23 protein-coding genes, 2 tRNA genes, 2 pseudogenes and 1 other annotated feature are annotated in these 25,035 nt (G+C 65.2%); of the genes and pseudogenes, 21 read left to right on the forward strand and 6 right to left on the reverse strand.

From position 1 onward, the window contains the following. Positions 1-15 precede the first annotated feature (15 nt). The 3 genes from rpiA to AC30PD_RS13460 all read left to right on the forward strand — a co-directional run bounded on the left by rpiA (position 16) and on the right by AC30PD_RS13460 (position 2,188). Entirely contained in the window at positions 16-675 is a 660-nt protein-coding gene (gene rpiA, locus AC30PD_RS13450; RefSeq protein WP_489536158.1) for a ribose-5-phosphate isomerase RpiA, read from the forward strand. Positions 676-759: 84 nt separating this feature from the next. Further along, a complete protein-coding gene (locus tag AC30PD_RS13455) occupies positions 760-942 on the forward strand; it encodes a hypothetical protein (protein WP_489536159.1) in 183 nt (60 codons plus the stop codon). Position 943: 1 nt separating this feature from the next. Next, positions 944-2,188 carry an esterase/lipase family protein gene (locus tag AC30PD_RS13460; protein WP_489536160.1) on the forward strand — a complete coding sequence of 415 codons (1,245 nt, stop codon included), beginning with the start codon at positions 944-946 and terminating at the stop codon, positions 2,186-2,188. Here the strand turns inward: AC30PD_RS13460 and mnmC1 are convergent, their stop codons facing one another. The 4 genes from mnmC1 to earP form a co-directional block, all read right to left on the reverse strand. Continuing rightward, the gene (gene mnmC1 / locus AC30PD_RS13465) at positions 2,189-4,015 is read right to left on the reverse strand and encodes an FAD-dependent 5-carboxymethylaminomethyl-2-thiouridine(34) oxidoreductase MnmC1 (protein ID WP_489536161.1); all 1,827 of its coding nucleotides are present in this window, start codon (positions 4,013-4,015) and stop codon (positions 2,189-2,191) included. Beyond that, on the reverse strand, positions 4,012-4,947 hold the full coding sequence (locus AC30PD_RS13470; RefSeq protein ID WP_489536162.1) for a heme-dependent oxidative N-demethylase subunit alpha family protein: 936 nt from the start codon (positions 4,945-4,947) through the stop codon (positions 4,012-4,014). Before AC30PD_RS13470 ends, mnmC1 begins: the two co-directional genes overlap by 4 nt. A gap of 79 nt (positions 4,948-5,026) precedes the next feature. Then, positions 5,027-5,581, reverse strand: a complete 555-nt coding sequence (efp, locus tag AC30PD_RS13475; protein ID WP_489536163.1) for an elongation factor P — start codon at positions 5,579-5,581, stop codon at positions 5,027-5,029. 73 nt (positions 5,582-5,654) lie between these two features. After that, entirely contained in the window at positions 5,655-6,719 is a 1,065-nt protein-coding gene (gene earP, locus AC30PD_RS13480) for an elongation factor P maturation arginine rhamnosyltransferase EarP (protein ID WP_489536164.1), read from the reverse strand. A gap of 43 nt (positions 6,720-6,762) precedes the next feature. Here earP and uvrC point away from each other — a divergent pair, with 43 nt between their 5' ends. From uvrC to AC30PD_RS13570, 18 genes and pseudogenes are all read left to right on the forward strand, one after another. Further along, entirely contained in the window at positions 6,763-8,709 is a 1,947-nt protein-coding gene (gene uvrC, locus AC30PD_RS13485) for an excinuclease ABC subunit UvrC (RefSeq protein ID WP_489536165.1), read from the forward strand. 157 nt (positions 8,710-8,866) lie between these two features. Continuing rightward, entirely contained in the window at positions 8,867-9,190 is a 324-nt protein-coding gene (locus AC30PD_RS13490; protein ID WP_489536166.1) for a hypothetical protein, read from the forward strand. A gap of 42 nt (positions 9,191-9,232) precedes the next feature. Beyond that, positions 9,233-9,799, forward strand: a complete 567-nt coding sequence (gene pgsA, locus AC30PD_RS13495; protein ID WP_489536167.1) for a CDP-diacylglycerol--glycerol-3-phosphate 3-phosphatidyltransferase — start codon at positions 9,233-9,235, stop codon at positions 9,797-9,799. 47 nt (positions 9,800-9,846) lie between these two features. Then, a complete protein-coding gene (locus AC30PD_RS13500; RefSeq protein WP_489536343.1) occupies positions 9,847-10,704 on the forward strand; it encodes a DMT family transporter in 858 nt (285 codons plus the stop codon). A 202-nt stretch (positions 10,705-10,906) separates the two neighbouring features. Beyond that, positions 10,907-11,179: an HU family DNA-binding protein gene (locus AC30PD_RS13505; protein WP_489536168.1), complete on the forward strand. Its 273-nt coding sequence runs from the start codon at positions 10,907-10,909 to the stop codon at positions 11,177-11,179. A 29-nt stretch (positions 11,180-11,208) separates the two neighbouring features. Next, positions 11,209-11,284 (forward strand) — tRNA-Val (locus tag AC30PD_RS13510). A 184-nt stretch (positions 11,285-11,468) separates the two neighbouring features. Then, positions 11,469-13,406: a SurA N-terminal domain-containing protein gene (locus AC30PD_RS13515; protein WP_489536169.1), complete on the forward strand. Its 1,938-nt coding sequence runs from the start codon at positions 11,469-11,471 to the stop codon at positions 13,404-13,406. A 75-nt stretch (positions 13,407-13,481) separates the two neighbouring features. Further along, a tRNA-His gene (locus AC30PD_RS13520) sits at positions 13,482-13,557 on the forward strand. A 173-nt stretch (positions 13,558-13,730) separates the two neighbouring features. Beyond that, positions 13,731-15,062 (forward strand): tyrosine-type recombinase/integrase, encoded by a 1,332-nt coding sequence (locus tag AC30PD_RS13525; protein WP_489536170.1) that lies wholly within the window; start codon positions 13,731-13,733, stop codon positions 15,060-15,062. A 137-nt stretch (positions 15,063-15,199) separates the two neighbouring features. After that, entirely contained in the window at positions 15,200-15,763 is a 564-nt protein-coding gene (locus AC30PD_RS13530) for a helix-turn-helix domain-containing protein (RefSeq protein ID WP_489536171.1), read from the forward strand. A 4-nt stretch (positions 15,764-15,767) separates the two neighbouring features. Then, positions 15,768-16,157: a hypothetical protein gene (locus AC30PD_RS13535; protein ID WP_489536172.1), complete on the forward strand. Its 390-nt coding sequence runs from the start codon at positions 15,768-15,770 to the stop codon at positions 16,155-16,157. A 47-nt stretch (positions 16,158-16,204) separates the two neighbouring features. Beyond that, positions 16,205-17,436, forward strand: a protein-coding gene (locus AC30PD_RS13540) for an IS3 family transposase (RefSeq protein WP_489536173.1) whose coding sequence is annotated in 2 segments (ribosomal slippage) — positions 16,205-16,493 and positions 16,493-17,436 — 1,233 coding nt in all. Because the reading frame shifts where the segments join, the coding sequence is not laid out codon by codon here. Then, positions 16,483-16,599 (forward strand) — a sequence feature (AL1L pseudoknot). It overlaps the preceding gene by 117 nt. Positions 17,437-17,481: 45 nt before the next feature. Further along, a pseudogene (locus tag AC30PD_RS13545) lies at positions 17,482-18,147 on the forward strand (IS3 family transposase); the annotation flags it as partial. Positions 18,148-18,383: 236 nt separating this feature from the next. Beyond that, positions 18,384-19,580, forward strand: a pseudogene (locus AC30PD_RS13550) (IS3 family transposase). Between the two features lie 41 nt (positions 19,581-19,621). Then, entirely contained in the window at positions 19,622-19,834 is a 213-nt protein-coding gene (locus AC30PD_RS13555; RefSeq protein WP_489536174.1) for a hypothetical protein, read from the forward strand. Beyond that, positions 19,819-20,076 carry a hypothetical protein gene (locus AC30PD_RS13560; protein WP_489536175.1) on the forward strand — a complete coding sequence of 86 codons (258 nt, stop codon included), beginning with the start codon at positions 19,819-19,821 and terminating at the stop codon, positions 20,074-20,076. Before AC30PD_RS13555 ends, AC30PD_RS13560 begins: the two co-directional genes overlap by 16 nt. 471 nt (positions 20,077-20,547) lie before the next feature. After that, positions 20,548-21,756, forward strand: a complete 1,209-nt coding sequence (locus AC30PD_RS13565; RefSeq protein ID WP_489536176.1) for a thiolase C-terminal domain-containing protein — start codon at positions 20,548-20,550, stop codon at positions 21,754-21,756. After that, complete coding sequence (locus AC30PD_RS13570; protein ID WP_489536177.1) at positions 21,753-22,178, forward strand: Zn-ribbon domain-containing OB-fold protein; 426 nt, start codon at positions 21,753-21,755, stop codon at positions 22,176-22,178. The genes AC30PD_RS13565 and AC30PD_RS13570 overlap by 4 nt, the downstream gene beginning before the upstream one ends. A gap of 127 nt (positions 22,179-22,305) precedes the next feature. Here AC30PD_RS13570 and AC30PD_RS13575 read toward each other — a convergent pair whose 3' ends face one another. Both AC30PD_RS13575 and AC30PD_RS13580 read right to left on the reverse strand, forming a co-directional pair. Next, on the reverse strand, positions 22,306-23,499 hold the full coding sequence (locus AC30PD_RS13575; protein ID WP_489536178.1) for a porin: 1,194 nt from the start codon (positions 23,497-23,499) through the stop codon (positions 22,306-22,308). Positions 23,500-23,982: 483 nt separating this feature from the next. Further along, positions 23,983-24,945: a tripartite tricarboxylate transporter substrate binding protein gene (locus AC30PD_RS13580; RefSeq protein WP_489536179.1), complete on the reverse strand. Its 963-nt coding sequence runs from the start codon at positions 24,943-24,945 to the stop codon at positions 23,983-23,985. Positions 24,946-25,035 lie beyond the last annotated feature (90 nt).

The raw sequence follows: 25,035 nt of genomic DNA on the forward strand, positions 1-25,035 counted from the left end.
AACCGACCCGAACCGATGACCCAAGACGAACTCAAGGCCCTGGTGGGCCAGGCCGCCACCGCCTACGTGCTGCCCGGCAGCGTGGTCGGCGTGGGCACCGGTTCGACGGTGAACTGTTTCATCGACGCGCTGGCGGCGATGAAGGAACGCGTGGCCGGTGCCGTGTCGAGCAGCGAAAAGAGCAGCGAGCGGCTGCGTGCCCACGGCATCGTGGTGCTCGACGCGAACAAGATCGAATCGGTGCCCGTCTACATCGACGGTGCTGACGAGATCGACAACAAAGGCCACATGATCAAAGGCGGCGGCGCGGCGCTCACGCGAGAGAAGATCGTGGCCGACATCGCCGAGCGCTTCATCTGCATCGCCGACGAGTCGAAGCTGGTGCGCACGCTCGGTGCGTTTCCGCTGCCGGTCGAAGTGATCCCGATGGCGGCGGCGCAGATCGAGCGCCGGCTGCGTGCGCTCGGCGGCACACCGAGCTTGCGCGCCGGGGTGGTCACCGACAACGGTGGCCACATCATCGATGTGCGAGGCCTGCAGATCACCGACCCGGTGGCGATGGAGCGCGAGATCAACCAGTGGCCGGGCGTCGTGAGTGTGGGCATCTTCGCGCGCAACAAGGCGGCCGTGTGCCTGCTCGGCACCGCGCAGGGCGTGAAGACGCTCACTTTCTGACACCAGCTCGAAGGTGCAGCGCCGAAAAGCGCGTAACCTCGCGGTGTTTGTTCGTTTCTCTGACTTTGCCTAAAAGGACGGCCCATGGCCAAACCAAATTATTCGTTCGAGAAGCGCCAGCGCGAGTTGGCGAAGAAGAAGAAAAAAGAAGAGAAACTGAAAGAAAAGGCCGACCGCAAGACCGGCGAAAGCGCTCCGGACGACGCCTCGGAGACCGAAGACAGCGGGGCCGGAACCGAGCCCGCATCGGGCCAACCCGCCCCCTGACATGGCCGGCCGCCGCAAACCTCCGGGCGAGGGCGCGGCTTCTTATGCACCGGTGCTGAACACCGCCCTGCAAGCCACCACGGCCACCGTGCAGGCGATGCACCAGGCGATCGCCGGCAAGACCTTCGACAGCCTGCAACTCGTGCCCGGCCTCGCGGTGCCGACGCGCATCGTGCAAGGCGTGCACGATGCGATCTCCCAAGGTGTCTATGCGGCCGTGCGCCACGGTGGCGGCGCCGCTTTCGCGCTCGCCGCCGGTGTCGAACGCCTCGGCACCGATTCTTCGCGGCAGCCACAGGGCAAGGAACTGGCCGTGCGCAGCGCGCTCAACGGCGCGATGGGTGACCGGCTCCAGGCTTCGGCCAGCCCGCTCGCGGTTCAGATGGGGCTGTTCGCGCACGGCGCACCGCTCGCCGTTTCGAAAGCCGCGCTGGCGCACCTGCCGAGCCGGGTGTGCCTGTTCATCCACGGCCTGGCCTGCGACGAACAAAGCTGGAACCTGCGCAGCGATGCCTGGGCTGCTTCTTCATGGGCCGCTGTGCTCGCATCGGGTGCGCCCCTCAGTTACGGCGCGCTGCTGCACAGCGAACTCAGGATCGGCTCGCTCTACCTGCGCTACAACACCGGCCTCGCGATCGAGAACAACGCGCAGCAACTCGCCGCGCTGCTCACACGCCTGGCACGCGCAGCGCCGCAGGTGGACGAGTGGCTTCTTGTCGGCCACAGCATGGGCGGCCTGGTCGCTCGCGCGGCGCTGGCGCGGGGCCGCAGCGAACGCCAAGCCTGGGCGGCGCGTGCGCCGTTGCTCGTCTGCCTGGGTTCGCCGCACCAGGGCGCCCCGCTTGAAAAGCTCGGCCATGCCACCTCGGCCGCGCTCGGCCTGTCGACCGTGACAAAACCGCTCGGCCGCATGGCCGATGCCCGCAGCCAGGGCATCAAGGACTTGCGCCAGGGGCACCAGGGGCGACGGGTCGCGGCGTCGACGGTGCATGGCACCGGGCACGCGCCGGTCGCGCTGCGCTTCGTCTCGGCGACGCTCGGCGACGCCGGTGATTCGGTGATGGGCCCGCTGATCGGCAAGCTGTTTGGCGACGGCCTCGTGATGGCGTCGAGCGCGTCCGACGAAGGTCTGGCCGGCGACGTGCAGCGGGTCGAGGTCAAGGGCATCGGCCACATGGCCTTGCTGAACCACCCGCGCGTCTACGAGGTGCTGCGTGGCTGGCTCGACGCGCCAGCGCTGGCCTGATCAGCGCGAGTTCGCGCGCCACACCTGGCGCGTGACGAACCGGGCCGGATCGATCGCGTCGAGCAGGCTGGCTTCGAGCGGTGCCGGCGTGCCGCTGATCGCTGCGGCCACCACCCGCCCGCCGAGCGCCGACCAGGTGATGCCGCGCGAGCCCAGGGCCGTGAACACGAACAGGCCCGGCACGCGCGGCACGAACCGCGGCTGGTCGGCATGACGAGCAGGCGGCGAGTCGGCGGCGCCACTGACGCAGAAAAGCGGTATCGACGGCACCGCGCCGATCACCGGCAAACGGTCGCGGCTGGCCCAGCGCCACGCGGTGCGACCAGAGAATTGGGCGGTGTCCATCGCCAAGGCGGTGCCCGTGAGCCGAGCGAGCTGAACGAGGTTCGCGGCGTGGTCGGCACTGCGCACCGATGCGTCGTCATCGGCTGCTTGCGAGGTGGCGCCGAACATCACCTGCCCGTTCAGCTCGGGCAGCAGGTAGCCGGCACCGGCGATGGGCAGTGCGCTGCGACCTGGCGAGCCCGGTGGCCCGAAGGCTGCGGCTGGCGCGATGCTGATCTGCCCACGCGTTGTTTCGATCGGCCAGCCGGGCGCGCCGAGCAGGCGCAAGGCGTCGCCGGCGTTCGCGAGCAGCAGCACCGGCGCGGCGTCGATCACCGCGCCGTCGGCGTCGAGCGCCTGCCATTGCTTGCCTTCGAAGCGCAACGCTTGCACCGTGATGCCGGTGCGCAAGCGTGCGTGGTCTGAAGCACGTTCGAAGAACGAGCGCGCCAACGCCGCCGGCTGCACCCAGCCACCGCCGGGGTAGAACCAGGCTGAATGGGGGAGCGGCATGCCGCAAAGCACGCTCGCTTCCCCAGCGCCCAGCGCTTGCACATACGCGGCCGGCAGGCCGAGCGTGTCGAGCACCGCTTGCATCCGGGCTTGGCCCAGCGTGTTCTCGAGGCGCAGGAGACCGTCGGTGCTGCCGAGTGCACCGTGGGCATCGATCGCGGTGCGCACGGCTTCTCGGGCCACCAACGCTGCGGCGCGGTTGAAGCGGGCATGCAGGCCGTCTTGCGCGTTGACGATGCCATGGAACAAACCCGCCGGGTTGCCCGAGCTTTCTTCGGCCAGGCCGGCTCGGCGTTCGAGCAGGGTGCTGTGCCAGCCTTGCTCGGCCAGTGCTGCGGCAGCAGCACAACCGGCGAGGCCGGCACCGACGATCAGCGCCCGGCGCTCGCCAGCGCGCGCTTCGTTGGCCCGCGCGATGGCGCGGCGCGGCACGAACCTCGGTGCATAGCGGGCCTGGATGCCGCCTGCGCCGGGTTGCACATCGAACCCCGCTGTCAGCAGCCCGCGCCGCACAACGGCATCGTCGGTGGCGCACTCGAGCACCGCCTCCGGAGCCGCGAGGCGGCCGAGCGCCTTGCAGCGGCGTTCATCCCAGATGCCAGTCGCCACGCTGGCGACATCGACGCAGAACGCGTTCACCGTGGCCACGAGTTCGGGCAGCCACCGGCCCGGCTCGCCGACCGCGAGCTGCAGTTGAACCCGGCCTTCGTCGAAGTGAAGGCAGTGGAGGTCGGGCGTGAGCGGTGGCCACGCCGCCAGAAGCGCTTCGGCCAATGGCCGATGGGGCGAGTCGGCCAGCGCTTCGGCCAGTTCGGCGTGCGACGGGGGCTGCGCATCGATGGCGATGAAACACAGGCGCTCGCTGCGCTGCGTGTCACAGCGCCACGCGGCCCAGGTGGAGAGGAATTCTTGTGCCCGCTCGAAGCCCGTGGCGAGCACCACGTATGACCCGCGGCCTTGCCAGCCCGGCGCGATCGGCTCGTTCGTCATGCAGGCAAAGCCTGCTGCGACAACCACGACAGCAGCGGCGCGCGTGCTTCGGTGAGGCCGCGGTAGTCGAGCACCGCCGGGCTCATGCTGGCGAGCGCGTCGTGCAGGCGGCGCGCAGCGCCCGGTGCCGCCACCGCGTCGGCCAGCGGCGTGGTTTCGACATGGATCGTGAACACCGCCTGCTGCCGATCGGGCAGCGGGATGAACGTCTGGCGCTCGGTGCGAAGGAAAGCCGCCGCCGCCACGTCGGCATCAGCGCCCTGCAGTGGCCATGGAGCGCGGGCCTGGCGCAGCGGGTGCTGGTCGAGACGAGCGGTCGCCACCAGCGTCCAGACGAAGCGCTCCCAGCGCTCGGGCCCGGTCACGAGCCGCACGATGTGTTCGCTGGCAGCCAGCAGCAACTGGTTGTCGGCGACCGGCGCGTGCACTTCGGTGAAGTGGCGGCCGATCTTTTCTTCGGGCGCCCAGCGCGAGGGCAGGCAGACCGCGAGCCAGTCGACGCGGCCGCTGCGGGCGTCGATGACGGCCAGGTCTTCGGCGAACGCGAGCGCGAGCAGGGCCGCGAGACGTTGTTGCGCGGGCAAGGGGTGCAGGCAGGCCCCGATGTCATTTGGGCCGTGGCCGATGGCTTCGTCTCCTCGCAGCGACCAGCCGAGGCGAAAGGCCGAAAAGTGCCCGTCACCGTCGAGCGCGAACGCCTGCGGGTGTTCGGCCACGGCGTGGTGCATCAGGGCGCTCAAAGCCGGGCCGGCGTCGAACCCGGGCGTGCAGAGCAGGGCGCGGCCGGCATCACCTCGAAGCACGTGCAGCTTCTCGGCCAGCGCGCGGTCACCGGGCTGGTTCGGCGTCAGCTGCTGCGCACCCGGCGCGAGCTTGCGCAGACCGGGTTGCATTCGGAAGGGCGCACTGACGGCGGAGAAGTCGAACGGCATGGCTCGATGATGGAGCAGAACTGCCACCAGAAAAAGAAAAGGGCGCCAGAGGCGCCCGCTGTCCTGTCTGCCGAAGGCTTTACACGCGCTTGCGGTATTCGTGCGTGCGGGTGTCGATTTCGACCTTGTCGCCGGTCTGCACGAACAGCGGCACCGAGATCTCGAAGCCGGTCGCGATCTTCGCGGTCTTCAGCACCTTGCCCGAGGTGTCGCCCTTGACGGCCGGCTCGGTGTCGGTGATCTCGCGCACCAGGCTGGTGGGCAGCTCGACCGAGATGGCCTTGCCGTCGTAGAACACCACTTCGACCGGCATCGCGTCTTCGAGGTACTGGATCGCGTCGCCCATGTTCTCGGACTCGACCTCGAACTGGTTGTACTCGGCGTCCATGAAGGCGTACATCGGATCGGCGAAGTAGGAGTAGGTGCACTCCTTCTTGTCGAGCATCACCTGGTCGAGCTTGTCGTCGGCCTTGTAGACGACTTCGGTGCCCGAGTTCGAGAGCAGGCTCTTGAGCTTCATGCGCACGGTGGCCGAGTTGCGGCCGCCGCGGCTGTATTCGGTGCGCAGCACGACCATCGGGTCCTTGCCCAGCATGATCACGTTGCCGGCGCGAAATTCCATTGCGGTCTTCATAGCGTTTCCGTTTGTGGTTCGTTGGCTGTACTTCGGTCCGCGCGCCCTGTCGGCACGCGAAAAGCCTGCGATTTTAGCGCGTTTCGCCGGCAAAGCCGATCAGCTGGCTGGCCAGGTCGCTCTGGCGGGCCAGGGCATCGCGCCAGTTCAGGCAGCGGCCTTGCCAGGCTGCGAGCTCGGGTTCGGCCGGCCAGCTTGCACCGCCGCCGTTCCATGCCGCCCAGACGTCGCGAAGGCGCGCGGCCCAGAAAGCGTCGGCACCTTCCAGGAAGCGCCCAAGAAAGGCCTGCAGCTTCACCGCGTGAACGCCATCGGCCTGCGGGTAGATCTGCCACACGAAGGGTTGGCCGGCCCACTGGGCGCGCACGAAGGAGTCTTCACCACGCACGAAGTTGAGGTCGCTGGCCCACAGCAGGTGGTCGTACTCGTTTTGCGACAGGGCGGGCAGCAGCCTGGCCCGCAAAGCGCCGCACTGCAATGACGGGCCGAGCAGGTGTGCGACTTGCCGGGCAGCATGCCCCGAAGTCGCCAGCAACAGGGTCGGGTGCTGTGAAAGATGGCGCAGCAGCGCGGGCAGGGCGGGTTGTTCGTAGCAGAACAGGCTGACCACCCGCTCGCCGGCCGCGGGCTCGGTGCCCAGCGTGCGCAGCCACGCGGCGGCATCGAAGCGTTGCCGGCGCTGCAGCAGGTCGGCTTCGCGGATCAGGCCCCCGGTGCGCTCGGTGAAGCCGGGGTAGAAGAACCACTTCTTCAGCCCGCCGCGTTGGGGCGACAGCATCCGGTGGCTGCGTTCGACGAACCCCTCGGCGCTGAGGTATTCGAGATTGACCCAGAGCGGCGGCACCTTCATGGCGGCCATGCGTTCGACCACGAACGCCGGCAACTCGCAACCGAAGGCCTCGATCACGACCTGCCCGGGCTCGTCGTTGTGCAAACCCGTCGGCCACGGCGAGACCCGCACGCCAGGGGCACCGGCCGGCGCCATCCAGGCGAGCGCCGAAGCGTCGTCGACCCACAAGTGCACCTGCTGGCCGCGCGCTGCCAGGTTGCAGGCCAGACGCCAGCAGACGCCGATGTCGCCGTGGTTGTCGATGACGCGGCAGTAGATGTCCCACCGGCGGGCTGGCGTGTCGTGCATCGCACGCATTATCCAAAAGGCCTGCGCGGCACAATGGCGCCCGATGAACGAGGGCGATTCCACGACCGACGACACCGGCAGCGACGAGAGCGCGGCCCAGGCGCGCCTGCTCGCCGAAGTGGCGGCATTGCCGAGCCTGCCCGGTGTGTACCGCTACTTCGACGCGAACGACGCTGTGCTCTACGTGGGCAAGGCGCGCGACCTGAAGAAGCGCGTGTCGAGCTACTTCCAGAAGAACCACGGCGGCACGCGCATCGGCCACATGATCACGAAGATCGTGCGCATGCAGACGACGGTGGTGCGTTCGGAAGCCGAAGCGCTGCTGCTCGAGAACAACCTGATCAAGACGCTGGCGCCGCGCTACAACATCCTGTTCCGCGACGACAAGAGTTACCCGTACCTGAAGATCGCCTCGCACAAGTTCCCGCGCGTGGCTTACTACCGTGGTTCGGTCGATCAGAAGCACCGCTACTTCGGGCCGTTCCCGAGCGCCTGGGCGGTGAAAGAGTCGATCCAGATGCTGCAGAAGGTGTTTCGGCTGCGCACCTGCGAAGACACCGTCTTCAACAACCGCACCCGGCCTTGCCTGCTGTACCAGATCAAGCGCTGTTCCGGCCCGTGCGTCAACTTCATCTCGCCGGAAGACTACGCACAGGACGTGAACAACGCCGAACGCTTCTTGCTCGGCGAGCAGCAGGAGCTGATGGACGGCCTGCAGAAGCAGATGATGGCGCGCGCCGAAGCCTTGCAGTTCGAGCAGGCGGCCGAGATCCGCAACCAACTCGGCGCGCTGTCGCGCGTGCTGCACCAGCAGTCGGTCGAAGACAACACCGGGGTCACAACAAAGGACGCCGACATCCTCGCCGTGAAGGTCGAAGGCGGGCGCGCCTGCGTCAACCTGGCGATGGTGCGCGGCGGGCGCCACCTGGGCGACCGGCCGTACTTCCCGGCGCATGTGGACGACGCGGTCGAAGTGGTCGAAGAAGAGGCCGACGAAGGCGCTGCGGGCTCGGCACGGGCCCGCCACGCGCCCGAGGTTCAGGTGCTCGAAGCCTTCATCGCGCAGCACTACCTCGACGGTGGCGTGCCACCCTTGCTGGTGCTGAGCCACGCCGTCAGCAAGACCCTGATCGAGGCGCTTTCACTGCAGAGCGGAGTGAAGGTCACCGCGCAACACCAGCCCCGCGAGCCGCGCCGGGCCTGGCTCGACATGTGCATCACCGGCGCGCAGCTGAAGCTCGCGCAACTGCTGGCCGAAGAAGGTTCGCAGCAGGCGCGCACGCGTGCGTTGGTGAGCGCGCTCGATCTGGCGGTCGAGAACCTCGACACGTTCCGAATCGAGTGTTTCGACATCAGCCATACCGCCGGCGAGTCGACTCAGGCATCGTGCGTGGTGTTCGAAGCCCACAAGATGCAAAGTGCCCAGTACCGCCGCTACAACATCGAAGGCATCACCGGCGGCGACGACTACGCGGCCATGCGCCAGGTGCTGACACGCCGCTATTCGAAGATCGCCGAGGCGGCGGCCAAGGGCGAAGCGCGCCTGCCCGACCTGATGCTGGTGGACGGCGGGCGTGGTCAGGTGGCGATGGCGCGTGAAGTTTTCGAGGAGCTGGGCATCGATCTCGCACGCATTGTTGGCGTCGAGAAGGGGGAAGGCCGTAAGGTCGGGCTCGAAGAACTGGTGTTCGCCGATGGCCGTGCCAAGGTGGCGCTCGGGCGCGATTCGGCGGCGCTGATGCTGGTGGCGCAGATCCGCGACGAAGCGCATCGTTTTGCCATCACCGGCATGCGGGCGCGGCGGGCGAGTGTGCGCACCGGTGCGAGCAAGCTCGAAGAGATTGCAGGGGTGGGGCCGAAAAAGCGCGCCCGGCTGCTGCAGAGGTTTGGGGGCGTGCGCGGGGTGGGGCACGCCAGCGTCGAAGACCTGCTCACGGTCGACGGCATATCGAAAGAACTGGCAGAGGAAATCTATCGTGCTTTGCATTGACCGGCGTGCGTGCCTGAGCCTGTTGACATTGAGCGTTCTGGCGGGCTGTTCGTCTTCGCCGCCTCCGGCCCCGGCCCCTGCGGTGGGTGCGGGGCAAAGCGTTGCGAAAGCCCCCGCGCCGCCGGCCGGCTCGTCGCGCCTGAGCGCGCCCGGCGCTGTGCGCAACTGGAACGAATTGCGCCGGCAGGCCGCGCAGCGCCTCGTGGCAGCCAACCCGGGCAGCACCTACACCGGCGTGCCGCCAGAACCGCTGCTGGCGATTCCCGTGCTCGAAGTCGAACTCAACGGCGACGGCAGCATCCGCAAGATCGAAACGCTGCGTTACCCGCGCGAAGCGAAAGACACGGTCCAGCTGGCCGTCGACGCACTGCACCGGGCGGCGCCGTTCGGTGATGTCTCGCGCCTGCCGAAACCCTGGCGCTTCACCGAGTCGTTCCTGTTCAGCGACGACCGCAAATTCAAGCCGCGCACCCTCGATTGAGCCCGGGCGCGAAGCGCGCTCGAAGTTGGTCACAATGGGCGGATGTTCTTCAATCTCCCCACGCTGCTCACCTGGGCGCGCATCGTTGCCATTCCGCTGATCGTCGGCGTTTTCCACCTGCCGCTGGCCGAGGCCGACCGCAACCTGTTCGCCACCGTGCTGTTCGTGGTGGTGGCGCTGACCGACTGGGCCGACGGTTACCTGGCCCGCAAGCTGAACATGACGTCGTCGTTCGGCGCCTTTCTCGACCCGGTGGCCGACAAGTTCCTGGTCTGCGCTGCATTGCTCGTGCTGGTGGAACTCGAGCGTGTGCAAAGCCTGATCGCGCTGATCATCATCGGCCGCGAGATCGCGATCACGGCCTTGCGTGAATGGATGGCGCAGATCGGTGCCTCGCGCAGCGTGGCGGTGCACATGCTGGGCAAGGTGAAGACGATGGTGCAGATGGTCGCGATCCCGTTCCTGCTGTACCACGGCAAACTCCTCGGCATCATCGACACCCAGCAGTGGGGCACGGTGCTGATCTATGCGTCGGCGGTGCTGACGATCTGGTCGATGGTGTACTACCTGCAGAAGGCGCTGCCCGAAATTCGCGCCAAGGCGCGTTAGGGGTGCAGGTCGAAGAATCCGACCGGCAGCGTGCGCTGATCCGGTCCATGCCGTGGGTCTTCGTGCTGATCTGGAGCACGGGTTTCGTGGTGGCACGGTTCGGCATGCCCCACGCGCCGCCGATGAGTTTTCTCGCGCTGCGTTATGCACTGTCGCTGCTGTGTTTCGTGGGCTGGATCAGCGTCGCGGGTGTGGAGTGGCCACGCGGCCGCGAACAATGGTTTCACCTCGCCGTGGTGGGGATGTTGATCCACGCGGCCTACCTTGGCGGCGTGTGGTCTGCCGTGAAGGCCGGCATCGGCGCCGGCACGGTCGCACTGCTCGTGGGCTTGCAGCCGGTGCTCACCGCCATCTGGACAGCGCTGACCGCTTCCGCCGCGAACCAGTCACGCGTGTCGAAACGGCAGTGGCTCGGCCTGTCGCTCGGGCTGCTCGGCCTCGTGCTCGTGGTGTGGCCCAAGCTCGGCGGTGGCGAAGTGACACCGTGGAACCTGGCTCTGGCGGCGTTCGCTTTGCTCGGGATCACCGTCGGCACGCTCTACCAGAAGCGGTTCGTCGCGCCCTGCGACGTGCGCAGTGCCAGCGCGGTGCAGTTGCTCGCGGCCTTCGTGGTGACCTTGCCCCTGGCCCTGCTCGAGACCGAGCCGATCGTGTGGCACCCGCACATGATCGGCGCGATGGTCTGGTCCGTATTGGGGCTGACGCTCGGTGGCAGTTCCTTGCTCTACATGCTGTTGCAACGCGGTGCGGCCACGCGGGTCACGAGCCTCATGTACCTGGTGCCACCGTGCACCGCGTTGATGGCCTGGGCTTTGTTCGCAGAGTCGTTCACGCCGCAGATGCTGCTGGGCATGTTCTTCACCGTCACCGGGGTTGCTCTGGTGGTGCGCGCACCTGTTCGGTGAGCCGCGCGCAGCGGCTTTTGTCAAGCGAGGAAGCGCGCGTTTCCCCATGATCGGGGGCGTTCGATTACGAATAGAATCCGCTTCCGCGCTTGACAGTGGGTGAGCGCACGGCTGTAATCAATCGCGCCTTGCAGGCCATCGCCGCGCGGCCCGAACACCACCCGAATTCCATGTGAGAGACCTTTAGAGAGGGGGAGCACCCGTGAACAAAAGTGAATTGATCGAACACATCGCCAAGCAGGCCGACATTTCCAAGGCGGCCGCGGCGCGCGCCTTGGAGGCCGTGATCGGCGGTGTGAAAACCTCGCTGAAGAAGAGCAACTCCGTGTCCCTCGTCGGGTTCGGAACCTTCAGCGTCGGCAAGCGCGCGGCACGCAGCGGGCGCAACCCGCGCACCGGCGCCACGATCAAGATCAAGGCCGCGAAGGTTCCGAAGTTCCGGCCCGGCAAGGCACTGAAAGACGCGGTCAACTGAAGACCTGCGCAACGAGTTTCGAGCAACGCGGGTGCTTAGCTCAGTTGGTAGAGCGGCGCCCTTACAAGGCGTAGGTCGGGGGTTCGAGCCCCTCAGCACCCACCACCCATTTGCACCCCGAGTGACCGGCTAGAATTGTCGAAGCCAAGCAGTCAAAGGCGAACCTCGGTTCGCCTTTGTTGCTTTTGCGCGTGAACCAAGGTTCGACGCGTGGCCCGACCACCCTTCCTGCACCCGCCTGTCCGCCCCGCTGCCCTGCAGTCGGGCGGCCCGTTGACAGAGGCTTCCGATGTTCGATTTTTTCCGCAAGCACACACGCGTGTTGCAGTTCCTGCTGGTGATCCTGATCTTCCCGTCGTTCGTGTTCTTCGGGATCCAGGGTTACAGCGGCTTCACCGGAGAGGCGAACGATTCCGTCGCCAAGGTGGCGGGCCACAACATCACGCGCACCGAGTGGGAAGCGGCGCAGCGTGACCAGATGGAACGTGTGCGCCAGCAGATGCCCAGCGTCGACCCGAAGATGTTCGACACGCCTGAGATGAAACTCCAATCGCTCGACGGGCTGGTGCGGCAGCGCGTGATGCTGGCGGCCGCCGACAAGCTCGATCTGGTGACGACCGATGCTCGCCTGCAGCGCGTGTTCGCGGCCGACTCGCAGTTCGCCTTCATGCGCAACCCCGACGGCAGCATCAACAAGGACGTGCTCAGTGCGCAGGGCATGTCGTCGGAGCAGTTCGCGCAGCGCCTGCGCCAGGACCTGACATTGCGTCAGGTGATGCTGGGTCTGGCGGGTACCGCGTTCGCGCCGGTGAGCACCACGGCGGGTGCGCTCGATGCGATGTTCCAGCAGCGTGAAGTGCAGGTGCAGCGCTTTGACACCAAGGCCTCGCTCGACAAGGTGTCGCCGACCGATGCCGACATCGAGAAGTTCTACAAGGACCCGGCCAACGCGCTGCAGTTCCAGGCCCCCGAGCAGGCCTCGGTGGAGTACGTGGTGCTCGACCTCGACACGCTCAAGAAGGGCATCAGCGTGTCCGAGGAAGACCTGCGCAAGTACTACGCCGAGAACGAGAGGCGCTACACCACACCCGAAGAGCGGCGCGCGAGCCACATCCTGATCAAGGCCGAGAAGAGCGCGCCTGAAGCCGAACGCGCGAAAGCGAAGGCCAAGGCCGAAGGCCTGCTGGCTGAGCTGAAGAAGAACCCGGCGGCGTTTGCCGACATGGCGCGCAAGAACTCCGAAGACCCGGGCTCGGCAGAGAAGGGTGGCGACCTCGACTTCTTCGGCCGCGGCGCGATGGTCAAGCCGTTTGAAGACGCGGCCTTCGGCCTGAAGCCCGACGAACTGAGTGCCGTTGTCGAGAGCGACTTCGGTTACCACATCATCAAGCTCGCCGCGGTGAAGGGCGGCGAGAAGCGCAGCTTCGAATCGGTGCGCGCCGAGCTCGAAGCGGAGGTCAAGACACAACTGGCCCAGAAACGTTTCTCCGAGGTCGCGGTCGAGTTCACCAACATGGTCTACGAGCAGCCCGACAGCCTGAAGCCTGCCGCCGACAAGTTCAAACTCGAACTCCGCACTGCACAGAACGTGAAACGAAGCGCGGTGCCCGGTGCCACCGGCGCGCTCGCGAACCCGAAGTTTCTGGAAGCCTTGTTCGGCACCGATGCCTTGCGCAACAAGCGCAACACCGAAGCGGTCGAGATCGCCCCGAGCACGATGGTGTCGGGGCGCGTGCTCCAGTACGCGGCGGCGCACCAGTTGCCGCTGGCCGAAGTCAAGGCGCGGGTGCGCGACCGGCTCGCCGCGGTGCAGGCTGCGGCACTCGCCCGCAAGCTCGGTGAAGAGCGTCTTGCTGCCTTGCGCGCTGCGCCCGCCACGGCGCTGACCGAGCCGGTGCAGGTGGTGTCGCGGGCCCAGCCGCGCGAAGTGCCGTCGGCCGTGCTCGATGCGCTGCTGAAGGCGCCTGTGGCCACGTTGCCGGCGTTCGTCGGCGTCGACCTCGGCGAGCAAGGTTATGCGGTCGTCAAAGTCAGCAAGGTGCTCGGGCGCGACCCAGTCACGGCCGACGCGACACAAGGGCAGGCGCAGTATGCGCAGGCCTGGGGCGACGCCGAATCGCAGGCCTACTACGGCGCGCTGAAATCGCGCTTCAAGGTCGAGATCAAGTCTGACGCGCTGAAGGTTTCCGAGGCCGCTGCGAGCGCCGCCAGCGCCGCCCCGAAATGACGCGATGCGCAGGCCGCGCAGCCGGGCGTTTCGGTTGAGCCCGCTCGGGCATCCGCTATAATTTCAAGCTCTACGGTGGCTGTAGCTCAGTTGGTAGAGTCCAGGATTGTGATTCCTGTTGTCGTGGGTTCGAGCCCCATCAGCCACCCCATCCCTGCTCTTCACAAGGTCTCATAGAGACCCAGACGCCACGCAAAATCAACGACTTACGTGGTCGTTTGTGTCTGGAGAGTTCCTGCCGTCTCACGACAGCTCAGCGGATGTAGGGGAACATGTAGGGGAACGAACGGCAGTGTCCCTGTCCGTTCGGAGGTTTGTTCCCCTATGCTCACTCAAACACATTGCAAGAACGCGGCCTGCCCAAGCGGCAAACTGCGCGTCCGACTCGCGGACTCCGGTGGCTTGTACCTTGAGGTCGTTCCATCGGGATCGAAACGCTGGTTCTGGAAGTACTACTTCAGCGGGAAAGAGAAACGCCTGGCGCTTGGCAGCTATCCCGAAATCGGGCTGAAGGAGGCGCGAGTCGCTCGCGACGATGCGAGGAAACAACAGCTGCGTGGGGTCGATCCGGTTCTTCAGCGCAAGGTTGAACGCCTCAGTTCCCAGTTCGATGTCAACGCGACGTTTGAAGTCACTGCCCGCGAGTTCCACGCGACCAAAAAGGCCGGCTGGAGCGATCACTATGCCAAGCGCTGGCTGGAACGTCTGAGCAAAGACGTGTTCCCCTGGCTGGGCAAACTCACCCTGTCGCAGATCGGCGCCCCGATGCTGCTGCAAACGCTGCGGCGGGTCGAGAGCCGCGGGGTACGAGAACTGCCGCACTCGGTGCTTGAGGCGTGCGGCCAGGTGTTCCGTTACGGCGTCTCGACCGGTCGATGTGAACGCAATCCCGCGGCCGATCTTCGAGGCGCGCTGAAGCCGATCATGACGCGGCATATGTCGGCGATTCTCGAGCCGAGCCAGGCCGGGGACTTGATGCGATCGATCCAAGGCTACCAAGGGCAGCCCTCGACACGAACGGCGCTGATGCTGTCGGCATTCCTTTTCCAGCGGCCTGGCAACATCCGACAGATGGAGTGGAGCGAACTCGATCTGGACGAAGCGATGTGGACGATCCCCTCGGACAAGATGAAGCGCACAAAGCGGGAAAAGGTGAATGGGCGTCCCCACTGCGTCCCTTTGCCGCCGCAGGCCGTGGCGGCTCTGAAGGACTTGCAGCCGCTCACGGGTCAGGGACGCTACGTTTTTCCGTCGCTGATAAGCATTCAGCGACCGATGAGCGAAAACACCGTGCGCGTCGCTCTCCGAAGGATGGGTTTCGACAACGACACGATGACGCCGCACGGATTTCGGGCAATGGCCCGAACCATCATGGTCGAACGGATGAACGTGCATCCGGACGTGATCGAAGCACAACTCGCCCACGAAAAGGGCGGCCCGTTGGGTGCGGCCTACGATCGGGCGGAGTTCATGGAGCAGCGGCGGCACATGATGAAGGCATGGGCAGACTATCTTGAGGATCTTCGGCTTCGTCCGGCTGTGATGGCTAGGCGATACGAAGAGCCGGCAGTTGCAGCGAGCACGGGTGAGAAGGTCTCAGCGGGCTGGGCCACGAAGCGCAGTGCGGTCTTGAGGTCGCCAACGGCGAAAACATGATGGGCGCTGACCTGGCCAAAAGCCAGCCGCGGCCGAAGCCGGCAGACAACCGGCGGGATGACGCGCAGAACGGTAGAGTGGAAAATAGTGAATATAATCTGGCGATATGTTATTAAAATCGCTAGAATAATGGCACTATGGCCAAGAAGACTTCACCCCTGCTGCCAGTGACAGAGGATCACTTGCTTCGGTTCGGCGAGCGGCTGTGTTTGGCGCGCAGACGCCGGCGACTGTCGTCCAAGCAGGTGGCCGAACGGGCTGGCATGGCGCCCATGACTTTGCGCAGCCTGGAGCGTGGCGGGCCGGGCGTCACGATCGGTGCCTACCTCGCTGTGATGCAGGTGCTCGGCATCGAGCGGGATCTCGACCTGCTGGGGCAGGCGGATCCTCTGGGCCGCGAGTTGCAGGACGCCAGGTTACCGGCGGGACGCACTGCAGTGGCGGCGAGTACGGCCGGGGTCGCGCAGGACGCCGAGGTGGATGCCAAGAAAACTGTGGCGAGTCAGCCCGTGCAGGTCAAGCGCGTCAGGCGCGACCTCAGCGCGCGGCAGGTTGATGCGCCCGTACCGACAGTGCGGCCACGTGCGAAGCCTTCGGGCGACGCGAGCGGGTGGATGAGCGACAGTGGCTTCACCAGTTCCCGCATCCTCGCTGACCTGATTGAGCCTACGACGCCGGTCCCGAAGAAGCGGCACTGCTGACGGCATGGCCACGGGTACGCGCAAGATCGCGGTCTACGCCGACTGGGACGGTCTGTCTGCGCCGCTCCGTCTTGGCTTGTTGAGGGCTCGGCGCGGGGCCGGGCGCGAGGTATTCGAGTTCGAGTTCGACAGGCTCGTGCTCGATGACCGCGCTTACGCCAACCTGCGACTCGATCCAAGGCTGGGGCTGTTCGCAGGGCGTCAACACCCGCAGCAGGGCAGTGAAACCTTCGGCGTCTTCGCCGACGCGAGCCCGGATCGTTGGGGAAGACTTCTCATGCGACGCCGTCTTGAGCGTGCACAAAGGGCCGGGACCACAGCCGCGGCTGTACGACTTGTCGAGTCGGACTATCTGCTCGGCGTGCATGACGCGTTCCGCGTCGGCGCGCTGTGAACCGCCCCGGGTTTTGAGGAGGCTCCAACTCTTGAGAAGATGGAGCCATGAACAAGTCGAACAAGTTTTCACCAGAGGTGCGTGAGCGGGCGGTGCGCATGGTGCAGGAGCACCGCGGGGAGTACCCATCGTTGTGGGCAGCCGTGGAGTCGATGGCGCCGAAGATCGGCTGCGTGCCGCAGACGCTGCTGGAATGGGTCAAGCGCCAAGAGGTCGACACTGGTGTGCGAGACGGTGTGACCACGGCCGACGCGCAGCGCATGAAGGAGCTGGAGCGCGAGGTCAAGGAACTGCGCCGGGCCAACGAGATCCTGAAGTTGGCCAGCGCGTTTTTCGCCCAGGCGGAGCTCGACCGCCGACTCAAGTCTTGAGGGACTTCATTGACAAGCACCGTGCTACCCATGGGGTCGAGCCGATCTGCAAGGTTCTGCAGATCGCCCCGTCGGGATATCGACGACATGCCGCGCTTCGGCGCGAGCCCCACAGACGCTGCGCCAGGGTCCAGCGCGACGAAGTGCTGGTGCCGCAGATCGAACGCGTCTGGCAGGCTAATATGCAGGTCTACGGTGCCGACAAGGTCTGGCGGCAGTTGGGGCGTGAAGGCACCTCGGTGGCGCGCTGCACCGTTGAGCGGCTGATGCGGCGACACGGGCTTCGCGGAGTGATGCGCGGCAAGGTGGTGCGCACGACGATCAGCGACAGCAAGGCAGCGTGCCCACTGGACCGGGTCAACCGGCAGTTCCGTGCCGAGCGGCCGAACCAGCTCTTGGTCTCGGACTTCACGTATGTCTCGACCTGGCAGGGCTGGCTCTACGTGGCCTTCGTCATCGATGTGTTCGCCCGGCGCATCGTGGGCTGGCGGGTGAGCAGTTCGATGCGAACGGACTTCGTCCTCGATGCTCTGGAGCAGGCGCTGTATGCACGTCAACCCGAGCGCGACAGCAGCTTGATTCATCACTCGGACCGCGGGTCGCAATACGTGTCCATCCGGTACAGCGAGCGACTGGCCGAGGCCGGCGTCGAGCCCTCCGTGGGAAGCAAGGGCGACAGCTACGACAACGCCTTGGCCGAGACGATCAACGGGCTCTACAAGGCGGAGCTGATTCATCGCCGAGCGCCCTGGAAGACCAAGGCAGCGGTCGAGCTGGCCACGCTGGAATGGGTGGCCTGGTTCAACAACCACCGCTTGCTTGAACCCATCGGCTACATACCTCCCGCTGAAGCTGAGGCAAACTACTTCCGGCATCTCGCCAGTCAAGTCGCCATGGTGGCAGCCTGACTTAAACCAAACAGCCTCCACTCCACGAAGTCCGGGGCGGTTCACATGCTGCGCGACCTGCTGCAGCGAGAAGGCTTCGCGGTGGGCCGCCGGCACGTGGGCACGCTGATGGCCCGGATGGGTATCGAGGCGCTGTACCGCAAGCCCAACACGAGCCGCAAGCACCCGCACAACAAGGTGTACCCGTACCTGCTGGGCGGGCTCAAGATCACCCGTGCCAACCACGTCTGGGCCACCGACATCACGTACATCCCGATGGCTCAGGGCTGGGTTTATCTGTGCGCCATCGTCGATTGGGCCAGCCGGCGCGTTCTCGCGCACCGAATCTCGATCACGATGGAGACAGGCTTCTGCCTGGAAGCATTGAACGAGGCCCTCGCCAAGTACGGCACGCCGGAGATCTTCAACACCGACCAGGGCAGCCAGTTCACGAGCCTGGAGTTCACCAGCGCGCTGCACGAGCATGGCATCAAGATCAGCATGGACGGGCGCGGCAGCTGGCGCGACAACGTGTTCGTCGAGCGGCTGTGGCGCTCGATCAAGTACGAAGAGGTGTACCTGCATGCCTACGACTCGGTCAGCCAGGCCAAGGCCGGCATCGGCAGGTACATCGAGTTCTACAACACGCGCCGGCCACACTCGACGCTGGACAAGATGACGCCCGACGAGTTCTACTTCGCTTCGCGGGCCTCGCTTGCCGACGCGGCCTGAGCACTCTCACCCCTTCAACCCTGTAGAGATCCACTTAGAAAACCCGGGCGACTGTCTGAACCACCGGGGCCACCTCTGATCCCGACCGGCTCGACTGACTACTTCTTTCTCTTGAGCAGGTCTTTGGCCGCTTCTTTGGCTGCATTCATCGACTCGGTAGCGTCGCCTGCAACTGACCTTGCCCCCGAAAAACGTACCCCTTGCTGAGTGGTTCAATGCAAGCAAGGAGAACGGAAATGACGAAGACAGTACGGGCGCGCTATACGCTGGAGTTCAAGCAGGAGGCGGTGAGGCTGGTGACAGGTGGACAGGTGGACAGAGCATCGCCGCGGCGGCAAGGTCGTTGGGCGTGGTGGAGCAGACGCTGTTCAACTGGATCAAAGCTGATCGGCAGGGTGCAAGCTCAAAGGCGCTGACACCAAGGTCGTGAGCGCCGAGCAGATGGAGATCAGCCGGCTACGAGCCGAGCTGGCGCGCGTGAAGATGGAGCGCGACATTTTGGGGCAAGCGACGGCGTACTTCGCGAAAGGGCAGAGTTGAAGTACGCCTTCATCAACCGTCATCGGCGTTTGTGGCCGATCTCGGTGCAATGCCGGGTTCTGCAGGCCAGCGTGGCGGGGTACCACGAGCACTTCGTGCGTCAGGCCAGCAGCGAGCAACGGCGCCACCTGAGCGACGATGCGCTGCTGGTGCACATCAAGGCCATCCACGCCGAGAGCCATGGCAGCTACGGCTGGCCGCGCACGTGGAAGGAACTGCTGGCCCGTGGCATTCGTGTGGGCAAGGAGCGGGTTCAGAAGCTCATGCAACTGCATGGCATCCGGGCCAAGGGCAAGCGCCGCTTCAAGGTGACCACCGACAGCAACCACGATCTGCCCATCGCGCCGAACCTGCTCGATCGGCAGTTCACCGTGGCCGAGCCCGACAAGGTCTGGGCCGGCGACATTACCTACATCCCCACCGACGAGGGGTGGCTGTTCCTGGCGGTAGTGATCGACCTGTTCAGTCGCCAGGTGGTGGGCTGGTCGCTGCGAGAGGACATGACGCGCGACATCGTCATCGATGCCTTGCGTATGGCCTGGTTCAAGCGCCACCCGAGCAAGCAGGCGGGGTTGATCTTCCACAGCGACCGCGGCAGCCAATACGCGAGCCAGGACTTCAGGGACGTCCTGGCTGAGTACGGCATCACGGCATCGATGAGCCGGCGTGGCAACTGCTGGGACAACGCCTGCAGCGAGACGCTGTTCGGGTCGTTGAAGGTGGAGCGGCTGCATGGTCAGCGGTTCGTGACGCGCCGCCACGCCAAGGACGAAGCCATCGCTTGGCTACTCTGGTACAACCAGACCCGACGGCACTCGACGCTGGCTTACGTCAGCCCGGTGCGGTTCGAGCAAGACTGGCTGGCCGCACAGGCCAAGCAAGTCAATTCGTGACTCGGCTATGGGGTACGGATTCCAGGGGCAAGCTCATCTGGGTGTTTGCCCGGTTCGACCGAAACCGTGCCGCCGTCACCGACGAGGCCTTCTTCAACCGGCGCAACCTCTTCGTGCTGGATGTGGATGCGCGGGAACAGAGCACCGAGCGAGCCGTGCTGACCTTCAACGGCTATCTGCAAAGACCGCAGGTCATCGCTGACCAAGTGCATGACGTCTGGGAGGCGGCCCGATCAGCATGCTGTTCGAGATGAATCGCGACGACAACCCGCGGCTGTACGACGACCTGGCGCGATTCAACAAAGGCACGAAGCGGGTCAACCGTCTGCGCTTTCTGGCGCATGAAGGGCTGCTGGCGCAGAACTGGTTGCTCCTGCCAGCGACGGCCGGTGCGGCGGCTTCACTTCCGTTGCCTGCAGGTCCGACGGCGGGTGGCCTTGATCTTGGTGAACCGACTGTCACGAACCAGATGTTCGGACAGCCGCTGAGCGAGTAGGGGCGCACCGTGACTGGCACGAAGCGACGAGCCCCCAAGGTGGATCGAGTCAGCGCGTCCGAACTCGCGCAGATGGTCGTCTGCGAGAGACGGGTCAAGTTCGCGCATGACCATGACAGTCGACGGACGCCCGAACAATTGCAGGTGACGCCTCTGTGATTTTCGGAGTGGATTGTCCGAACCTTGAGACCCGGCGTGAATTGCCGCGACCACTGAAAGTAAGGTCGGGATTCAGGCGCGGAGACGTGCGTTCCCGGTCGTACTGGCGGCGCAAATCGTCAAACGATTCGGGCAGAGCTGAACCGTCAGATAGGACTCTGTTCGGTCGCTGGCCCTGACGGGCGAGCTCAGAATCGAGTGCGTCGGCGTTTGGCCGCACCCGTCGGCAGCGAAGCGTACAGGGACTGCCCGGATTGGACAAACGGCCGTTTGTTAGGTTTAGAATTCATCCATGCCATTCAGGAGTCGCGCATGACATCTTTCGCTCCCGATGCCAGCGGGCGCCGCCGCAGCATCCGCGGTGAAACCGCCATCGTCGGCGCCGGCCGATCGGATGTCGGCCGCGTCCCCGGTAAGAGTGTGATGGCGCTGGCCGCTCAGGCGGCCAAGGCCGCGCTTGAGGATGCCGGCCTAGGGCGCTCGCAGATCGACGGCGTGCTCTCCAGCGTCGCCTTCGCGGCCCCATTTCACCGTTTCAGCGTGGCCTTCAGCGAGTACTTCGGCATCGTGCCCACGTTCTCGAACACGCTGCAGGTTTCCGGCGCTACTGCCGCGACGATGTTCAACATCGCTGCCGCAGCGATCGCGGGTGGCCTGGCCGAAAATATCCTGATCATCGGCGCCGACAGCCTGCTCACCGGGCTGTCGCCAGACCTCGCCCTGCGCTCGATGACCGAAAGTCGCGACCAGCAGTACGAGATGCCGTTCGGCATTCCCGTGGCCAACACCTTCGCCATGACGGCGCATCGCCATATGAAGGATTTCGGCACCACCGCCGAGCAGTTCGCGAAGGTGGCGGTGATCCATCGCGAGCACGCCCGCCGCACGCCGGGTGCGCAGATGACCGAACCGATCACGGTCGACGACGTGCTCAACTCGGGATGGGTCACAACACCGTACCACAAGCTCGATTGCTCGCTGATCTCGGACGGGGCCGTCGCGTTCGTCGTTTCGTCGGCAGATCGGGCCAAATCGGCGTTCAAGGCCAAACCGATCTACATCTTGGGCGGTGGCGAGTGCTATACGCACGAGCACATCTTCCTGATGCCCTCGCTGACGACGACGGGTGCCGTTCAATCGTCCGCGAAGGCCTATGCGATGGCCGGCTGCGCCGCGAAGGACATTGATGTCGCGGGTGTCTATGACTGTTTCACGGGAACGGTCATCATGATGTTGGAGGATCTCGGTTTCTGCCCCAAGGGCGAGGGCGGCCGGTTCGTCGACGACCGCCAGATCACTTACGGCGGGTCGATTCCATGCAACACGCACGGCGGCCTGTTGTCCTTCGCCCACCCAGGCATGCCGGGATCCTTGCTTCACTTCCTCGAGGTGGTCGAGCAACTGCGCGGTGTTTGCGGCGACCGTCAGGTCGCTGGCGCAGAGCTGGGGCTGGTGCACAGCCTCGGCGCGGGCTTCGCGACCCAGGCGACAACGATTCTCGGAACGGAGGCCACGCTGTGAGGCGCATCGATCCCAAGGAAGCACACATCAAACCGCTGCCCACGCCCGATGCGGATTCGGAGGCGTATTGGCAGGGGCTCAAGGACGGCAAGCTGCTGCTCCAGCACTGCAGCGATTGTGGCAATGTGCAGTTCTACCAGCAGGCCATGTGCCGCAACTGTGGCGGGGAGAACCTCGCGCATCGGGCCGCCAGCGGCCGCGGCATCGTGCATTCGTTCAGCGTCGTGCATCGCGCCCCGGGGCCGGCGTTCAAGCAGGACACGCCTTACGCCGTGCTGCTGGTGCAACTCGACGAGGGACCGCGAATGATCAGCTCCCTGGTCGATGCCGACCCAGCGGCCATTGAGTTCGACATGGCGGTCGAGCTCGTGTGCGAGCCGGCGAGCGATCACGTCGTTCTGCCACGGTTTCGGCCCGTTTGAGCGGACCCGCTCGGCACGACCGACGGCCTCGCCGTATCAAGCTGTTCCATAAGAAAAAGGGCGGGAGATTGAATCTCCCGCCCTGTAAAAGGGGGTCGCTCCGCTCGGGCGCCCCACCTAGGAAAAATCAGAAAATGTGCTGGATACCGGTCGCGATGCCGTAGTTCTTGCCGTTCGGCACCAAGGTGTCGTTGGAGCCGGAGAACACCGCGTTGGCCCAAATGGGACCGAGGGCCAAGGTTTCGTTCTTGACCTGGCTGACGAGGGCATAGAGCGAGGTGCGTTTGGAGAGGTAGTACTGCGCATTCAGCACGGTCTGCTTGCTGGTCGTGCCGCCGAAGGTTTCCTTGACGGCGAAGTACTGCGCAGCGACTACAAACTGCGGTGTGACGTTGTAGCTGCCGCCCACCGTCCACATCTTCGAATCTGTCCATCCGACGTACGGGCAGGGCACGGCTCCGGTTGCCGGCCCCGGTGTGCTCGGGCATGTGGTGCCAGCGAAGGTCGCGATGCCGCCAGGTGCAGCGGCGGTGCGCCCTTCGCGATTGTCGACCGCATCGTAGCCGGCGACCACCTTGAAGTCCCCGAGCTTGTAGGAGCCCGAGAGCATGTACCAGCTCAGGCTCTTGCCGGACCCCGCGGCGTCGAAATCCCTTTGGTAGCTGGCCGCAACGGCAACCGGACCGCTCATGTAGCGCACGAGCCCGCCAATGGTGGAGCCCGCCTTGTTCCCGAACGCGCCTTGTTCGCCAGCGGACATGCTGGCCGCAAAGTCGAATCCCCCGAGGTTCGGGCTGTCGTAGCGGATCTGGTTGCTGTTCCAGTAGTCGTTGCCGATGCCCTGAGCCGCTGTCGCGGTGGCGAAGCCCGTGTTGATGCCGGCTGGCAGGGCGTTCATGATGTTTGCGTGGCCAATGAGGGCCGCAGTGTAGTTTCGGCCCAGCGTGACCTGACCCAAGCTGGCGCTCTTCAAACCGATATAAGCATTGCGACGCCACAACGCCGTGGCGGGTTGGGCAATCAGCGTCCCGGAGTTAGCCCCGCCAGTGATGCCGTTGCCCGTTGCTATGTCTAACGCCGCTTCAAGGTTGAACAGCGCCGAAAGGCCTCCTCCGAGATCTTCCGAGCCCGTCAAGCCCCACCTCGACGAACTGCCAGAGTCAGTGTTGAGCCTCAGCAGTCTGTGCGTGTTCGTTCTGGTGCGATCGTAGTACGCGGTGCTCGCATCCAGTCGCCCATAGAGCGTGACGCCGGACTGAGCTTGTGCCGTGGATGCCGCCACTGCTCCGAGAATGCCTGCCCAAAGAATCCGAGTATTCATTCGCTTGCCTCCAACTTGTTGATGAACCAGCCCTTTGCCAGGGACCGTGCTCTGAGCCCCGCGCGAACCCAAACGACCGGGTTCGCCTTTGCGCCAAACAGCTCTTGGGGAGCGGTTTGTCTAACAAACGTAAGGTAGATTAGATTTTTGCCTCGGCCGATGGGACAAACCCCATGTGTTGCGCGTCAAGGGCGGTGCGGGCCGACCGCGTCAGGATTGACAACGACTTCTTCGAAGAGGCATGGCTCAGCGGATCTTCCGCGCGTTGCAGCGATTTGTTCGTGATTACCTGATCGTCGACGTCTATTGCCGGCCATGGTGCGTGGCAGTGCGCTGCCATACGGCGAACCGCTTGTCGGCGGAGTGTCAGGTCAGCACGAAGGCTGGTCGGTGACCGGAAATTTCTCGAGCGTCGTTTTGGTCGCTTCTACAACGGCCAAGCCGAGCGCCACGGGAATCGCGGCGGCGCGTGTACTCGGGGGCTCACTCGCTCTTGATGCCGGCCGCCTTGACGGCTGCCGCATAGCGCTTCGTCTCTGTCTCGAGGAAGCTGGCGAATTGTGCCGGTGTCCCGCCGACCGGTTCGACCCCCTGCGACAGCAGCCGCTGCCTCACTTCGGGCGTGTTGATTCCGCGCGTGACTTCAGCGCTGATTCTGGCGAGGATGTCGTTCGGCGTGCCGGCACGTCCGACGAGGCCAAGCCACGAGTTGCCGTTGAAGTCGGCAACGCCCGACTCGTTGATCGTCGGGTACTCGGGAGCTGCGGCCGAGCGGGTCAGCCCAGTCGCGGCAATGACTCTCAGCTTGCCGGCCTTGACCTGAGGCGCTGCGGAGAGCAGATCGACGAACATCATCGAGATGTGCCCCGCCATCACGTCCGTCATCGCGGCCGCGCTGCCCTTGTAGGGGACATGGACGATGTCGATGCCCGAGGCCGCCCTGAGCATCTCGCCTGACAGGTGGTTCGATTGCCCGATTCCGGCCGATCCGAAGTTCAAGCTGCCGGGCTTTCTCTTGGCCAGCGCGATCAGCTCGCGCAGATTGTTCGCGGGCACTGAAGGGTGGACCACGAGCACGTTCGTCAGGTTGACCGTGTGCGTGATCGGCGCCAGATCACGCGTCGTGTCGTAGGGCAGTTTGGCGTGAACGCTCGGGTTGATCGCGTGGCTGGTCGCGACCACGCCCAGCGTGTAGCCATCGGCTGCGGACCGGGCCACGACATCGGTGCCGAGCACGCTGCCGGCCCCCGGCACATTCTGATAGATGACCGTCTGCCCCATCGATTCCAGGTGCTTGCCGACGATGCGTCCGATGGTGTCGAGGATGCCGCCCGCGACCGACGGAATGATCAACGTGATCGGCTTGTCCGGGTAACTGGTCTGTGCCGCCAGAGACGTCGCAGTGAACATCGGCAGTGCGAGCAGTTGCCGGCGGGTGAGAGTCATCTTGATTCCTTTGTCATTCGCCATACCGAAAACGAATCGCTATGGCGAAAAAGTGTAGACCGCTCGACTGCATCGTGTCAACATATCGGG

Source organism: Rhizobacter sp. (assembly GCF_032229685.1).
Lineage (GTDB): Bacteria > Pseudomonadota > Gammaproteobacteria > Burkholderiales > Burkholderiaceae_C > LMDS01.